Raw genomic sequence first — 14,641 nt, forward strand, 5'->3', positions numbered from 1 at the left:
AAATGACTAAGGTAATAAAGGTTCGCCTGAGCAAAAGCTCATGCATAAAAGCACCTAAGTCATAAAATGACTAAGGTAATAGAGGTTCGCCTGAGCAAAAGCTCATGCATAAAAGCACCTAAGTCATAAAATGACTAAGGTAATAAAGGTTCGCCTGAGCAAAAGCTCATGCATAAAAGCACCTAAGTCATAAAATGACTAAGGTGCTTTAATAATTACTTTTTCGAGTTCTAATATTTTTAAGAATTCGCTTGTTGCGTATTTCATCGCTTTTTCATCAATATTAAAACACGGGCTATGATGTGGGTGTACGGCATCGATTTCAGGATTGCCACATCCAGTTAAAAAGAATGCGCCAGGACGTACTTTTAAATAGTGAGAGAAGTCCTCGCCAATCATCATTAGATCTGACTCATTAAATCTTAAGTTCATATCATTAGCAGCTCGTTTAACTATTTCATAGTTGTTTGGATGATTGTGTACAGGTAAATAACCTTTAATATAGTCAAAGTCATATGTTATGTCATTGGCCACGGCCAAGCCTTGTAGCAATTTCTCCATTTTAGTCATAACATGAGTTTGAATTTCTGTATCAAATGTGCGTACAGTCCCTTTACAAAATGCAGAATCTGGAATAATATTATCCGCGGAACCTGCTTGTACCATGCCGAAACTAATCACAGCTTGTTTTACTGGGTCAATAGTACGGGATACAATTTTTTGTGCACTCATAATGAACTCTGCCATAATCACAACAGGATCTATCGTTTCTTGTGGCTTAGCACCATGCCCACCCTTACCTTGAATCGTAATGCTAAATTCATCAGGGGAAGCCATTAATGCACCAGGACGTGAATAAATCGTACCTGTAGGGTATCCAGACCATAAATGATTGCCATATATCTTATCAACGTCTTGTAGACAGTCATCATCAATCATTTCTTGAGAGCCACCTGGCATAATTTCTTCGCCATATTGAAAGATTAATACCACATCACCATTTAAAGAGGATAAATGGTTTTCAATAATCTCTGCAACACCTAATAAGATTGCCGTATGTCCATCATGCCCACATGCATGCATAACACCTGGGTTTTTAGATTTATAGTCTACATTTGTTAATTCTTCTATAGGTAATGCATCAAAATCTGCACGAAGTGCAACAGTAGGGCCATCACCATGCCCTTTAAACGTAGCCACGATACCATTACGTCCTACAGGTGTACGAATTTCACATGATAATTGACTTAATTGATTAAGTATAAAGTCACGTGTGTGATATTCCTCAAACGATAATTCGGGATATTGGTGAAGGTAACGTCGAACTTGTACCATTCTACTTTCTTTTTGTTGTGCTAGTTGAAACCAATCAAACAACTTCAACCCTTCTTCCTTAAGCATTTTTAACTATTATACCATTTAATAATGGACAACTGTAGGTGCAATTGATAGGAGATAAATTATATTGTGGGAAATGCATTGTGACGTGTGTTTATAATACTTTCCACTTTTATTAAAATAGGTTATGATTAATTTGAAAACTAAGATAATTCAAAGGGGGACTTGCAGTGGTTCAGTCACTACATGGCTTTTTAGATGAAAATATTCAATATTTAAAAGATAATGGATTATATAATGAAATAGATACAATTGAAGGTGCAAATGGCCCTGAAATTTCTATTAACGGGAAAAATTATGTAAACTTATCTTCCAATAATTATTTAGGACTAGCAACAGACGAAGACTTAAAGCAAGCAGCAAAAGATGCAATCGATACACACGGTGTTGGTGCCGGTGCGGTACGTTCAATCAACGGTACTTTAGACGTGCATGATGAATTAGAACAAACACTTGCAGAGTTCAAAGGAACTGAAGCAGCTATTGCATATCAATCAGGATTCAACTGTAATATGGCAGCTATTTCAGCAGTTATGAACAAAAATGATGCTATTCTGTCAGATGAATTAAACCATGCTTCTATCATTGATGGTTGTCGTTTGTCTAAAGCAAAGATTATTCGCGTAAACCACTCAGATATGGAAGATTTACGTGCTAAAGCGAAAGAAGCTGTAGAATCTGGTCAATATAATAAAGTAATGTATATCACTGATGGTGTATTTAGTATGGACGGTGACGTAGCTAAGTTACCAGAAATCGTTGAAATTGCAGAAGAATTTGGTTTAATTACTTATGTCGATGATGCTCATGGTTCAGGCGTAATGGGTAAAGGTGCAGGAACAGTTAAGCATTTTGGATTACAAGATAAGATTGATTTCCAAATTGGTACGTTATCAAAAGCAATAGGTGTTGTTGGTGGATACGTAGCAGGTACTAAATCACTAATTGATTGGTTAAAAGCACAATCTAGACCATTTTTATTCTCAACATCATTAGCTCCTGGAGATACAAAAGCAATTACAGAAGCTGTGAAGAAGTTAATGGCATCTACCGAATTGCATGATAAACTTTGGGAAAATGGTAATTACTTAAAAGAAGGATTACAAAAATTAGGCTTCGATATCGGTAACTCAGAATCACCAATCACACCTGTAATTATTGGTGATGAGAAGGAAACACAAGCCTTTAGTAGTCGCTTGAAAGATGAAGGCGTCTACGTGAAATCAATCGTTTTTCCAACGGTTCCTAAAGGTACTGGACGTGTACGTAATATGCCTACAGCAGCTCACACAAAAGAAATGTTAGATAAAGCTTTAGCTGCTTTTGAAAAAGTTGGTAAAGAACTAGGTACAATTAAATAATAATCATACAAGTCATTTATTGAAAATGTGCTCGATTGTGTTGATGATAGCGAGGCAAAATTCTAGTTGCATAACTTAGAATTCTGCCTCGTTTTATTTTTAATGTATAATAATCAAATAAATGTAATGATATAAGGTTGAAAATAGAGGTGGAATTAACAATGCAACTTATTATTATTAGGGGTAATTCTGGTAGTGGCAAATCAACAATTGCTAAACGAATACAACAGTATTTAGGAGAGGGCGTAATGTTGATAGGTCAAGATGAAGTACGCAGACAAATGCTTAATGTTCATGACCGACCTGGTAATTTAGCAATTCAATTAATAGAAGAAATCGTAACTTATGGCATTAATCATTGTAACTATGTCATACTAGAAGGCATTTTAAATAAATATAAGTATGGGACGATGCTCAACAACTTTTTTGAAAAGCCTAACGTCAATGTGCACGTGTATTATTTTAATCTTTCATTTCAAGAAACAGTTCGTAGACATCATACGAAACAGCAGACAGATTTTGATGAAAATGCGATGTCAAAGTGGTTTGTGCCGCAAGACACATTGAACATCCAAGGAGAAATATGTATTACCGAATCGATGAGTGAGGATTATATTATAAATATGATACTTAAAGATATAGGCGTATTATAATTCAATTCATTTAAACGACTTTATCTACTGCAAAGAAAACAAAACGGGCATTAATTTATGTTAAAGTGATTTTGCTGTATTAAGCAATTTTATCACGGATGCCTAAGCTAAAATGGTTAATATAAAAGTTAGGCATGAGTTCCACAGCTCATGCCTAAGAGTAAGTAATCTACAAAAACTATAGAACTTGCTTAAGTTCTACTAAGCTATAAAGTTGGAACGCCTGAACAAATGTTCATGTGTAACAACCGCTAACTGAATAAACTAAGAATTGGATCTTTAAAGGTTATTGCTATTTAAATGGATTTATTTTTGCTTTAGTATTATCTCGGCTTTCTTTATTTTGCATAAAAGGAATTGCAAACCATAAAATATGAAGCATACTTGCTAATATTACAAGTATAATTGGAATGAATATTTCAATTATACTAATGTTTATAACAAAAGATGCTAAGATAAATGCTGTTATAGAAGGCACAGCACAGACAACAACAACGGTTAATAAAACAAACTGAACCACTTGTGTAGCAACAGGACTATAAATGTCCAAAATTAAAATTGCAATGTAAAATAGCGTAATAAATACGAGTAACAAAATAATCCATCCTGTTGCCATTCCGCCTTGAGTTTTAATGTAATCTTGGTAAGGCGGAAGTGTAGGTAAAATAAATAGAATCATAGCTGACAACCATGACAAAATACCGAAAAACATAAAGAAAATTTTTGACGTGTCTGTTTTATTCATAAATAACAACCTCCTAAGATATGAAATCTCTATTGGCTATAGTAAATATTATTTGTAGATATCAATAAGACAGTACAAGTTGCTTTTATAAATGATAACGCTTTCATAACTTTATATACCCCTTTAAAGAAAGTTTTAACGCATAGTAAAAAGGTAATATATTAATAATACTGTAGTAGATTCATTTTATTATTATAAAAATTTACAATTTAACTCTTTAAATGATGTTATTACAGTGAAGAAGCGTGTAATAAGGGGATAGTTAATGAATAAAAATTTATGGTTGCATTTCACAACACAACGTCTTATCATTAGACCGTTGGAAGAAAAAGATTATGAATCATGGTTACAAGGTTTTGTAAACCGAAAGCCATCTCAATATAAGCATGATAAGGGCCAATTAGATATGTCAGAGGCCACTGAACCGTGGTTTGCGGCTTTGGTAACTAGACAGCAAGAAGCAATTGAATCGGATGATTTATATATCTTTGGTATCTTTGATAAAGCACACAATCACTTGGGAATGCTTAATATCAAAAATTTAAGCCGTGATAATTTTCAGTGGGCTGAGATTGGATATTTTATTCATAACCAGCATTGGCATCAAGGCTATGCTTACGAAGCATTAACAGAATTAATAAAACAAACTCGTGATACACTGAAATTTCATAGAATTGAGGCCCATATCAATATTGACAACCCGAGGTCTGTAAATTTAATTGAAAAAGTAGGATTCCAATTTGAATGTATCCGCAAGGGTTTTATTTTTGAAAATGGACAATGGACTGATCATTACGTTTATTATTTAAATACGCATGATGAAATATTAAAAATGTAAACCAAGAAAGGAAGGAGTGTCAACATGGAGTTTAGAGAATTAACAATGGGAGACGAAATGATGTATTGTGATTATATGAGAGAGTGGATTGATCACGATGAGAAAGTTGTACCTGAAATCACTAACATTACAAAATATAATAATTTTGAAGATTTAGTACATGAATTAGAGGATAATAAATCACATGATGCATCAGTAGACAATACGACGTTATTTTTAATCGATGACGATGAAATTATCGGTGCGGCAAATATTCGCCATAATTTAAATGAACAACTTAAAACAGTTGGTGGCCATGTTGGCTATGGCATCCGAAAGAAACACCGCGGCAAAGGCTTTGGTAATAAATTATTGAAAAAATCTTTAGATTATTTATCAAGAATTGGCGTACAAGAAGCATTAATTACATGTGAGAAGGAAAACAACGCCTCAGCGGCCGTCATTAAACATAATGGTGGAGAAGAAATTGAAGCTTCAACATTAGAAGATGGTACAGTAATACGTCGTTTCCAGATTGAAATCGCCTAATAATTAATTACAGAATATAAAACCTAATTTAAATTATGTAACAATAAATTCACCGGCAAGAGTCTTATGACTTTTGTCGGTGTTTTTTGTTGTTTTAACTGTCGAACATCAAGTACACGGTTTATTATGATTAAAGATATTTGTGTAAAATAACTCTTTTATGTTAAAACTATTTAAAAATTTTATAAAAAAACAGATATTAATAAAAATCTAATAAAAAACAATTATTGTTAACAATAAAGATTAAATCTAAAATCAAATGTATGTTTATAGTAAAATATATAGATTTTAATAAAGCGATACAGTATAATATAACCTAAATGATTTTTTTGATATTTTTTTATTATAAGAGTGAAATGTTCATAAGGGCGAAATAATAAATGAATGGAGGATGCGTTTATGAATATCAATATTTTGGGGTTCAATATTTTCGCTAAAGGTGGTACTTCAAGAAGTAACATTAATTTGATTAAATCTTTTTTAAAGCAGGGGTATATGGTTAATTACTTTAATAATTTAGACTTTGATCAAGATGCAATTACACGTTTATTTATTCATGAAGATATTGATAATGAAAACCTAAATATGTATAAATTTAGAGATATAAAATTATTATCTAAATGCGATATATTGATAATAACAAGAGAAGATTTATTTCAGTACGCCAAAGATGTCAAAGCTATTAATAACGCAACTAAGATTATTGGAGAAATACATGGTCCAATGGAATATATAGATGATTCCATAGATCTTTGCTTAGAAACTATAGACGGTATAAGAGTTAGTACAGAAGGAATTAAACAGAGGTTTATTTCTAAATATAACTATAAAGCAGTATTTAACAAATATGTTAATGCAGAACATATTAAAATTAAACCAGAACCTATAAACACAAAGAGAAATCTTTTAATAAAAGCACGTTTTGAAGATGGCATCAAAGATATTTCGTACGTAATTAAATTGGTGAATTATATCATTAAAAATACTAAAAGAGACGATATTCAACTTTATATTGTTGGTTATGGCCCATCAGAAGCATTATATAAAAATCTGATAAATTATTACAACTTACAAGACAATATACATATAAACGAGAAAGAACCGCTAAATTATATTTATATTTCATCATCTCCATATGAAACTTTAGGATATTCAATTTTAGAAACACTGGCTAGAGGCAACAGAGCGCTTATTTATCCAGGTAACGACGGGGTACTCAAAGAAGTTTATGACAAATATTATGGAATTCAATTTTTAGAAAAAAACCTTTCAAGGGACAGCAAATTATTGCTTTCTATGTTAAATAATAAATATTCAAAAGAAGATAGACTAACAGATGTTGAAGCTTTAAATTCAGAATTTCTTGATAATGAATACAGTATCCAATACTTAGAACAATTTAAAAAAACATCTCAAAATAAACGCCCTCTTGTTCCAACAAAATATAAAAAAAGAGTGCGTCTTAAACCCAAAAATAAAATTGAAAAATTAGATAATGGCAGGGTTTTATATAAAGATTTAAAAGAAAAGCCCTTTTTGAGTAAGGTGCTAAAGAATAATATTTTCTTCGAAGGATTAAAAAAATATTATAACAATCGCAAAGAAAGACTTAGTAAGAAAATATTAGATGATATAGAACCAGAAGAAAGCAATGTATTTATTGAATCATTCCATGGTAATAATTTTAGCGGGGATCCTAAATATATCGCACTTAGTATTCAAAAAAACTACCCACAAAAAAATGTTTTTGTAAGCTCAGCTAATTCTTTAGTAGACATTGAAATTAGAAACTACGGCTTTAAACCAATACGTTTTGGAAGTGAGGAATACAAGACTAAATTTAGACAATGTAAGTATGTCTTTATGAATAGTAATTCATGGGATAAAGTATATAAACATCCAGATCAAGTATTTGTACAAACTTGGCATGGCTTCCCTTTGAAGAAAATGGTAAATGATTTAGGAGACGAAAAAGAACGAAAAGATCAATTAAAAAAATTTAGACCACGTATGAAAAAGTGGGACTATTTATTAACATCTTCAAAAATGAATACGATGTTACTTGAATCTGCATTTAATTTAAAAGAAAATAAAAACCTACAAATACTGGACTATGGTGCTCCTAGAAATGAATATTTACTTAACCAAGTAACTATAGATGAACGTAAGAAATTGCAAAAGAAATATTTATTTACAACAAATGAACATAAGAAATATATCTTATTCTGCCCAACATGGAGAAAAAAAGAAAGAGAAAATTTAACAAGTATTGATTTAGTTAAATTGTTAGAATCTCTTCCTAAAGAATATGAAATCATTGTTAAATTACATCCAAACGAAGGTTTACTCAGAAGTAAATATAATAGTTTAGATGCTAGAATACATTGTTTTTATAATGAATTTGTAGATATTCAAGAATTATATATCCTTAGTGAAGCTATGATCACTGATTATTCATCAACAATCTTTGATTTTGCACATTTAAATAAGCCAATTCTATTACTACAAGAAGATATAGAGATGTATCAGAAGGACATTGGCTTCTACTTTAATATTTTTGAATTAGGCCACTTCCCAATTGTTTCTTTAGACGAAGAAAAACTCGCGCTGCAACTTAAAGGCATGAATTATATGGATTATTCAAAAATCGTGAACCGACTGATTTCAAAAGATAGTAAAGAAAGTTCGCAACAAATCTTAAAGACTGTTTTTGCAGAAACTAATAGTAATGGGATGGGTAAATAACATGAGTACAGAAATGATTTATAGAATCAATGAGCCAATTGACTTTAATAATGATAAAAGAATATTGATAGATACTGCGAGTAACTTAAACTATTTAGAAATGGTTAGAAAAAAACCTGAACTTCATGAACAATATAAGACATTATTAAAAAATGATTATATACTTTATTTTCATCAAGGGACTATTTCTAAATTTTATAAAAGAAAACATGTCAAAGAGCTTTTTCAAAGAAAAGATTTGAAACAATTTCGTGATCTTTTCTATACTTTAGATGAACCAGAGGGAAGAAAAGTAAATGAAAATGTTCCTAAGAAATTGTTAGTTATTTTTACTTGTATGCCTAATTTACAAGAATATGATAGTGCATTGATGCCTAAACGTATGTTTCCTAAATTCTTTGATGGTATTGAGAAGAGTTTAGTAAAAAACGTTTATACGATGCGTATTATGGATTTGAATGTTTCACATGGTTCTCATTATATTAGTACGACTAATTATCCAGAGTACGAAGAAGATATTCAAGATGCGATTAGAAATGTCGCGCGTAACTTAGGTATTAAAGATGAAAACGTGGTCCTATACGGTGGGTCGAAAGGCGGGACAGGTGCGCTATATCATGGTTCAGCATTAGACTTTAAGACAGTAGCTGTAGATCCAATCGTCAATATAGGTGGCAATTTAGCCCAAAACGATAGACGATTTATGAAAGGATTGAGAAAAGAAGATTTAGTTCCAACAATTGAGCATTATTTGAAGCAATCAAATCACGCAAAAAAACATGTGATTTGTTGTGATAATGTTAAATATTATTTTGATGAAACAAACCGAATTGATAGTAAGTTAATTAATAAAATTAACTTAGATGATGATATGATTGTGAACCATCCAGACGTTTCCCGAAACAGCGTGCCAGAACAACTTATGTTGTTAAATGAAATGTTATTAGATAAATAAAATTAATACGTTATAAGAGAAATTGTAGAATGATTGCAGTTTCTCTTTTTTTATTAGCGCAATATCTTCCATGCAAATGTAAGCGCACACATAAATAAAAGACTTCACTTAAATTTTCACGTATAATTGTTTTAGCACTAGGTGTTAAAAGTAAACTTAGAAATGAGGTTAATATATGTCGAAAGTAATTAAAGAAATACATAAAGCTTTTGAAAGTTTAGATGATGGATTGACTGTTCTAGCAGGAGGATTTGGATTGTGTGGCATTCCAGAACATAGTATTGAAGCAATTCGTGACAAAGGTACGAAAGGGTTAACGGTAGTTAGTAATAATTGTGGCGTCGATAATTTTGGTTTAGGTCGTTTACTAGAGCATAAACAAATTGATAAAATGATTAGCTCTTATGTAGGGGAAAATAAAATTTTTGAACAGCAACTTATTAGTGGAGAATTAGATGTTGAATTAACGCCCCAAGGAACGTTAGCTGAAAAATTACGTGCTGGTGGTGCAGGGATACCTGCTTTTTATACTAAGACAGGTGTTGGTACACAAATTGCTGAAGGTAAAGAAACACGCGACTTTGATGGCGAAACATATTTAATGGAACGTGCAATTAAAGGTGATTTTGGAATTGTAAAAGCGCAAAAAGCAGACACTTTTGGAAATCTTGTCTTTGAAAAGACAGCTCGAAACTTTAATCCGTTATGTGCAATGGCAGCTACAACAACAGTAGTTGAGGTAGAAGAATTAGTTGAAGTAGGCGAAATTGATCCGGATGAGGTGCATATGTCTGGTATCTATGTAGATTACATCTATTTGGGTTCACATTTTGAAAAAAGGATTGAGAAACGTACGTTTAAGGAGGTTAACCATGGATAAGCAATTACAACGTAAAAAGATTATTAAGCGTGCAGCGCAAGAAATTAAAAGTGATATGGTGATTAACTTAGGTATTGGTATGCCTACCTTAGTAGCAAATGAAATAAACGATCACGTAGAGAATGTTTATTTTCAATCGGAAAACGGATTGCTAGGTATCGGTCCATATCCTACAGAAGCAGAAATTGACCCAGACTTAATTAACGCAGGTAAGGAAACAGTAACGGCTGCAAAAGGTGCATCTTATTTTGATAATGCTGAATCGTTTGCCATGATTCGAGGAGGTCATATTGACTTAGCTATTCTTGGTGGTATGGAAGTTTCAGAATCAGGTGACTTAGCAAATTATATGATTCCTGGAAAGTTAGTAAAAGGAATGGGAGGGGCAATGGATTTAGTTGTCGGTGCACAAAAGGTTGTCGTTATTATGGATCATATGAATAAGCATGGAGTATCTAAGATTAAGACTCAATGCGAACTACCACTGACAGGTGCCGGTGTGGTGAATACATTGATTACTGATTTAGCTGTATTTAAATTTGAGAATGGTGTTATGAAACTTATTGAATTGCAACCTGATACGACGTTAGAGCAAGTAGAAGCTAGTACAGAGGCATATTTTGAAAATGAATTAAAGTAGGTGGAACAATATTGGTAAAAGATAAAGTGACGATTATAACAGGCGCAGCTAGTGGTATAGGGTTAGGTATTGCCAAAGTATTTTTGGAAAATGAAGCAAAAGTAGTATTAGCGGATTTAAATCAAGAAAAGCTCTTTGAAGAAACAGATAAATTGAAAGCCCAAGGCTATGATTGTATAGCTATACAAGTAGATGTTACAGACGAAGAGGCAGTGAAATCAATGGTTGAGCAAACTGTCGCATATTATGGACGATTAGATATCTTGTTCAACAATGCTGGTTTGCAACACGTTGAAAGTATCGAGTCTTTTCCTACAGAAAAATTTAGACAGATGATAGACATCATGTTAACAGGAAGCTTTATCGGAACTAAATATGCATTGCCTATTATGAAACGACAACAATTTGGTCGTATTTTGAATATGGCTTCGATTAATGGTGTTATTGGTTTTGCAGGAAAAGCGGCATACAATAGTGCGAAACATGGAATTATTGGCTTAACAAAAGTAGCAGCGTTAGAAACAGCGACAGCTGGTATAACAGTCAATGCAATTTGTCCTGGCTATATAGATACACCCTTAGTGCGTAATCAAATGGCAGATTTAGCAAAAGACAGAGGCGTTGAGGTAGAACAAGTGTTAGAAGAGGTATTGTACCCGCTAATCCCACAAAAACGTTTGTTAGATATTAAAGATATTGCAGATTATGCTTTATTCTTATGTAGTGATAGTGGTAAAAGTGTAACAGGGCAAGCGGTTCTTATAGATGGGGGCTACACAGTACAATAATTTAATACTAGGGCAATTCATTTTTAAATCAATGATAATTTCCAATTGAAATATGTTACGTTAATGTTAACAGCGTAAAGTTTAATTGGAGGTAAGTTGATAATGAAAAATTCAGAGGCAAATGATAATTTCACCTTGTTTGCTAGTTCTATAGCTTTTGCTATACTTTCTGATATTTTAGATAAACAAATTTATACAAAAATTCTCACAGCAATCATGATTTTAGTATTGATTTTTGTAGTGATTCGAAATCTTAAATTCACTTTATACCATATTAAAAATGAGAACCCGAATATTCAAACATTTATTAGCGTGAAGGTTGATTATTGGCTACTATTTGTTCGAAACCTTGTGATTTATGGTTTTTTAGCTTCATTGTTTTTTGTAACAGCTTATCTTAATGGGCGTACAATGTGGCTTTCAATATTAGCATTAGTAATAGTTATTATTGCATTTTTTATAGTTATATCTAAATTTGAAGATAAAACAGATATTATTAATAGTGAAGAAAATCATACAGATTAGAGGTGGCTTATGCGTTATATAGATGCACAAGAACAAGCAAAGTTGTTAAATATGGAAGAGATTGTTGATGCAGTGGCAGAATCACTAAAAGCATATTCTGAAGGTAAGACAAATACCCCACTGCGTTATTCATTACCTTTTAATGAAGATAATCGCTATCTCGTTATGCCAGCACTTTCGGATGAGTTAAAGATTGTAGGGCTTAAGACTGTGACAGTAGCTCCTAATAATACAAAAATTGGTAAAAATACCATTGTTGGCTCCGTTATTCTGTCGGATTATGAAACAGGGGAGACATTAGCTGTTTTAGAAGGATCTTATTTAACTAAGATTAGGACAGGTGCTATTTCTGGCGTGGCTACGCGATATCTTGCACGAGAAAATGCGAAAACACTGTGTGTAATCGGTACTGGAGACCAAGCACAAGGACTTATAGAAGCGGTATTAGCCGTTAGAGATATAGAGCGTATACAATTTTACAATCGTACTTATGATAAGGCAGTTAACTTTTCTAAACAGATTGAAAAAGACCATGAACATTTAAATCTAGTTGTATGTGATGATGTTGAAACAGCTATAGCAGATGCAGATATCATCGTAACAGCGACAAATGCACAAGCACCTGTATTCAAACAACGCCTAGCGCAAGGTGTACACGTAAATGCGGTTGGCTCATTTAAACCAGATATGCAGGAGTTACCCTCTCAAGCGATTGTGGATGCAGATAAAGTGGTGGTTGAAGCGGTAGAAGCAGCACTGGAAGAAACAGGAGATTTGATCAATCCAGTATCAGAAGGTGTGTTTGGCCGAAACCATCTGTACGGTGAACTTGGACATATCGTTGCTTCAAAGTTAGAAGGGCGCGTGTCTGAAGATGAAATCACGATATTTAAATCTGTAGGTGTTGCCATTGTAGATATTGTGGTCGCAAATTACTTTTATCAAAAAGCGATAAAATCATAATTAAAGTTTAAAAAGTGAGCTAAGGCAAACTTTATTGTCTTATCCCATTTTTAATATATAGTAATATACTGAATTTTAAGATTTTGTAATAACTCTTTTTTTAATAAAAGTCGCTTTTTCGTCATATAATAACGATAATTTATTACAGCAATAGTGCTTTTATCTATCATAGAACAGATAAAAAATTTAAAAAATGATGATAAATTGTAAAAAAACAATAACTTAACCTTTAAAAAAACATAGTATATTATAATTGATATTTTATATCTATGAAGGAGGTTAAAGTGAAACAAATATTAGTTGTATTATTCATTTTTATTTTAATACTATCTCAACCTGCCTATGTATTTGCTGAGTCGTCTATTGATGTAACAAGGGCGCATGGTAATAGCATAAGTGATTTTTATCAACCTAAAGGTAGCATTATAGCAGACAGTCAAACAGGTAGAATATTATGGGAAGAGCATATTGATAAACCATGGAGACCTGCAAGTATGTCTAAACTAATGACTTTATCAATTGTATTAGAAAAAATTCAAGATGGTACTTTATCCATGGATAAAGCGGTGACCGTAACTGCAGATGATGAACGTTTTAGTCATCACCCGTTACTAAGTAATAATATCATGCATAAGGGAACGCAATATACTATAAGAGAACTTATCAATTTACTAATTGTACCTAGTTCTAATGTCGCAACACGTATGCTCATGCAACAGATAGAGCCTGACACAGGTAAATTTGTAGCAATGATGAACCAAAAAGCTAAAGCGCTTAAGATGGAGCACACCCATTTTACCAATCCATTTGGCGCTGAAAATCGTAGTATAGGAAAAAAATATTTACCACCTGGTAGTAACTTAGATGAAGACAATTCGTCGACCCCGAGAGATTTTGCTAAACTGGCTTTTTATATAAAAAATACATACCCATATATAACGGCTTTTACAAAACATATTACGTATACCAGTAAACCCAATACTCCATATGAAGAACATTTTCATACGTATCATCATTCATTGGAAGGCGATGTTCATGAATATAAAGGGACAAACGGATTGAAGACTGGGTCGAGTGATAAAGCAGCATACAACTACACTGCTACAATAGACAGAGAGAACTTTGGGCTCGTACAAGTTGTTATGGGAGTAGGACATTGGGATGTTGATGATTCAGAGTATAAACGTCACGTTATCGGTAATGCTTTATTAGATAAAGTGTATAATCGATTTGAATATAGAGAAGTTATGCCTAAAGGTAAACAATATATCAATGGTAAATGGTATGACGTGGCAACATCCTTGCATGATGTCGTTGAAAAGGGACAACAAATTAAGTTTGAAGTTAAAAATAACCAATTATTAGTTGCGGATACTAAGCGACAATATCTCACAAGTGATATGAAACAACCAAGTGTCATGGTGACCCCCCTTAAACAAAATTATCTACATATAGCAAGTCAATATGGATGGTATTTACTAATTGCGCTGTGCTTAAGTGTTGTTTTATATATATTTATTAGAACTAAAAAAATACAGATAAAATGAAATAGGTTATGTAAGTAATAAAACGTTCAACCAACATTAAAAAAACTCCTAGAGTTAAACTTTAGGAGTCTTTAA

The 14,641-nt window shown here is 32.4% G+C and carries 14 protein-coding genes; 12 read left to right on the forward strand and 2 right to left on the reverse strand.

Annotation, left to right across the window (positions count from 1 at the left end):
• Positions 1-198: 198 nt before the first annotated feature.
• Positions 199-1,377, reverse strand: coding sequence for a M20 family metallopeptidase (locus J5E45_RS09635; RefSeq protein ID WP_069792825.1), 1,179 nt, complete (start codon positions 1,375-1,377; stop codon positions 199-201).
• Positions 1,378-1,568: 191 nt separating this feature from the next.
• On the opposite strand from J5E45_RS09635, the gene J5E45_RS09640 reads away from it, so the two are divergent.
• Entirely contained in the window at positions 1,569-2,759 is a 1,191-nt protein-coding gene (locus tag J5E45_RS09640; RefSeq protein ID WP_101050508.1) for a glycine C-acetyltransferase, read from the forward strand.
• 161 nt (positions 2,760-2,920) lie between these two features.
• Positions 2,921-3,412 carry a kinase gene (locus J5E45_RS09645; RefSeq protein ID WP_107550191.1) on the forward strand — a complete coding sequence of 164 codons (492 nt, stop codon included), beginning with the start codon at positions 2,921-2,923 and terminating at the stop codon, positions 3,410-3,412.
• 292 nt (positions 3,413-3,704) lie between these two features.
• Here the strand turns inward: J5E45_RS09645 and J5E45_RS09650 are convergent, their stop codons facing one another.
• Positions 3,705-4,157, reverse strand: a complete 453-nt coding sequence (locus J5E45_RS09650; RefSeq protein WP_039068579.1) for a hypothetical protein — start codon at positions 4,155-4,157, stop codon at positions 3,705-3,707.
• Between the two features lie 265 nt (positions 4,158-4,422).
• On the opposite strand from J5E45_RS09650, the gene J5E45_RS09655 reads away from it, so the two are divergent.
• The 10 genes from J5E45_RS09655 to J5E45_RS09700 all read left to right on the forward strand — a co-directional run bounded on the left by J5E45_RS09655 (position 4,423) and on the right by J5E45_RS09700 (position 14,566).
• A complete protein-coding gene (locus J5E45_RS09655) occupies positions 4,423-4,995 on the forward strand; it encodes a GNAT family N-acetyltransferase (protein WP_039068578.1) in 573 nt (190 codons plus the stop codon).
• 24 nt (positions 4,996-5,019) lie between these two features.
• Entirely contained in the window at positions 5,020-5,523 is a 504-nt protein-coding gene (locus tag J5E45_RS09660; RefSeq protein ID WP_039068576.1) for a GNAT family N-acetyltransferase, read from the forward strand.
• Between the two features lie 399 nt (positions 5,524-5,922).
• A complete protein-coding gene (locus tag J5E45_RS09665; RefSeq protein ID WP_039068575.1) occupies positions 5,923-8,268 on the forward strand; it encodes a CDP-glycerol glycerophosphotransferase family protein in 2,346 nt (781 codons plus the stop codon).
• Position 8,269: 1 nt separating this feature from the next.
• Entirely contained in the window at positions 8,270-9,223 is a 954-nt protein-coding gene (locus J5E45_RS09670) for an accessory Sec system protein Asp2 (RefSeq protein WP_069792822.1), read from the forward strand.
• A 175-nt stretch (positions 9,224-9,398) separates the two neighbouring features.
• Positions 9,399-10,103: a CoA transferase subunit A gene (locus J5E45_RS09675; RefSeq protein WP_208182129.1), complete on the forward strand. Its 705-nt coding sequence runs from the start codon at positions 9,399-9,401 to the stop codon at positions 10,101-10,103.
• Positions 10,096-10,743 (forward strand): 3-oxoacid CoA-transferase subunit B, encoded by a 648-nt coding sequence (locus J5E45_RS09680; protein ID WP_039068571.1) that lies wholly within the window; start codon positions 10,096-10,098, stop codon positions 10,741-10,743. Before J5E45_RS09675 ends, J5E45_RS09680 begins: the two co-directional genes overlap by 8 nt.
• A gap of 11 nt (positions 10,744-10,754) precedes the next feature.
• The gene (locus J5E45_RS09685) at positions 10,755-11,531 is read left to right on the forward strand and encodes a 3-hydroxybutyrate dehydrogenase (RefSeq protein ID WP_039068570.1); all 777 of its coding nucleotides are present in this window, start codon (positions 10,755-10,757) and stop codon (positions 11,529-11,531) included.
• A 102-nt stretch (positions 11,532-11,633) separates the two neighbouring features.
• Positions 11,634-12,056, forward strand: coding sequence for a hypothetical protein (locus tag J5E45_RS09690; protein WP_208182130.1), 423 nt, complete (start codon positions 11,634-11,636; stop codon positions 12,054-12,056).
• A gap of 9 nt (positions 12,057-12,065) precedes the next feature.
• Positions 12,066-13,019: an ornithine cyclodeaminase family protein gene (locus tag J5E45_RS09695; RefSeq protein ID WP_069792818.1), complete on the forward strand. Its 954-nt coding sequence runs from the start codon at positions 12,066-12,068 to the stop codon at positions 13,017-13,019.
• Positions 13,020-13,303: 284 nt separating this feature from the next.
• Positions 13,304-14,566 (forward strand): DUF1958 domain-containing protein, encoded by a 1,263-nt coding sequence (locus J5E45_RS09700; protein ID WP_208182132.1) that lies wholly within the window; start codon positions 13,304-13,306, stop codon positions 14,564-14,566.
• Positions 14,567-14,641: the final 75 nt, after the last annotated feature.

The sequence above is a fragment of the Staphylococcus shinii genome (assembly GCF_017583065.1).
GTDB classification, from domain to species: Bacteria; Bacillota; Bacilli; order Staphylococcales; family Staphylococcaceae; genus Staphylococcus; species Staphylococcus shinii.

Bases quoted from the DNA above. Each gene is read 5' to 3' on its own strand.
- J5E45_RS09645 (WP_107550191.1), top strand. From the start codon at position 2,921: ATGCAACTTATTATTATTAGGGGTAATTCTGGTAGTGGCAAATCAACA.
- J5E45_RS09650 (WP_039068579.1), bottom strand. From the start codon at position 4,157: ATGAATAAAACAGACACGTCAAAAATTTTCTTTATGTTTTTCGGTATT.
- J5E45_RS09655 (WP_039068578.1), top strand. From the start codon at position 4,423: ATGAATAAAAATTTATGGTTGCATTTCACAACACAACGTCTTATCATT.
- J5E45_RS09660 (WP_039068576.1), top strand. From the start codon at position 5,020: ATGGAGTTTAGAGAATTAACAATGGGAGACGAAATGATGTATTGTGAT.
- J5E45_RS09665 (WP_039068575.1), top strand. From the start codon at position 5,923: ATGAATATCAATATTTTGGGGTTCAATATTTTCGCTAAAGGTGGTACT.
- J5E45_RS09670 (WP_069792822.1), top strand. From the start codon at position 8,270: ATGAGTACAGAAATGATTTATAGAATCAATGAGCCAATTGACTTTAAT.
- J5E45_RS09675 (WP_208182129.1), top strand. From the start codon at position 9,399: ATGTCGAAAGTAATTAAAGAAATACATAAAGCTTTTGAAAGTTTAGAT.
- J5E45_RS09680 (WP_039068571.1), top strand. From the start codon at position 10,096: ATGGATAAGCAATTACAACGTAAAAAGATTATTAAGCGTGCAGCGCAA.
- J5E45_RS09690 (WP_208182130.1), top strand. From the start codon at position 11,634: ATGAAAAATTCAGAGGCAAATGATAATTTCACCTTGTTTGCTAGTTCT.
- J5E45_RS09695 (WP_069792818.1), top strand. From the start codon at position 12,066: ATGCGTTATATAGATGCACAAGAACAAGCAAAGTTGTTAAATATGGAA.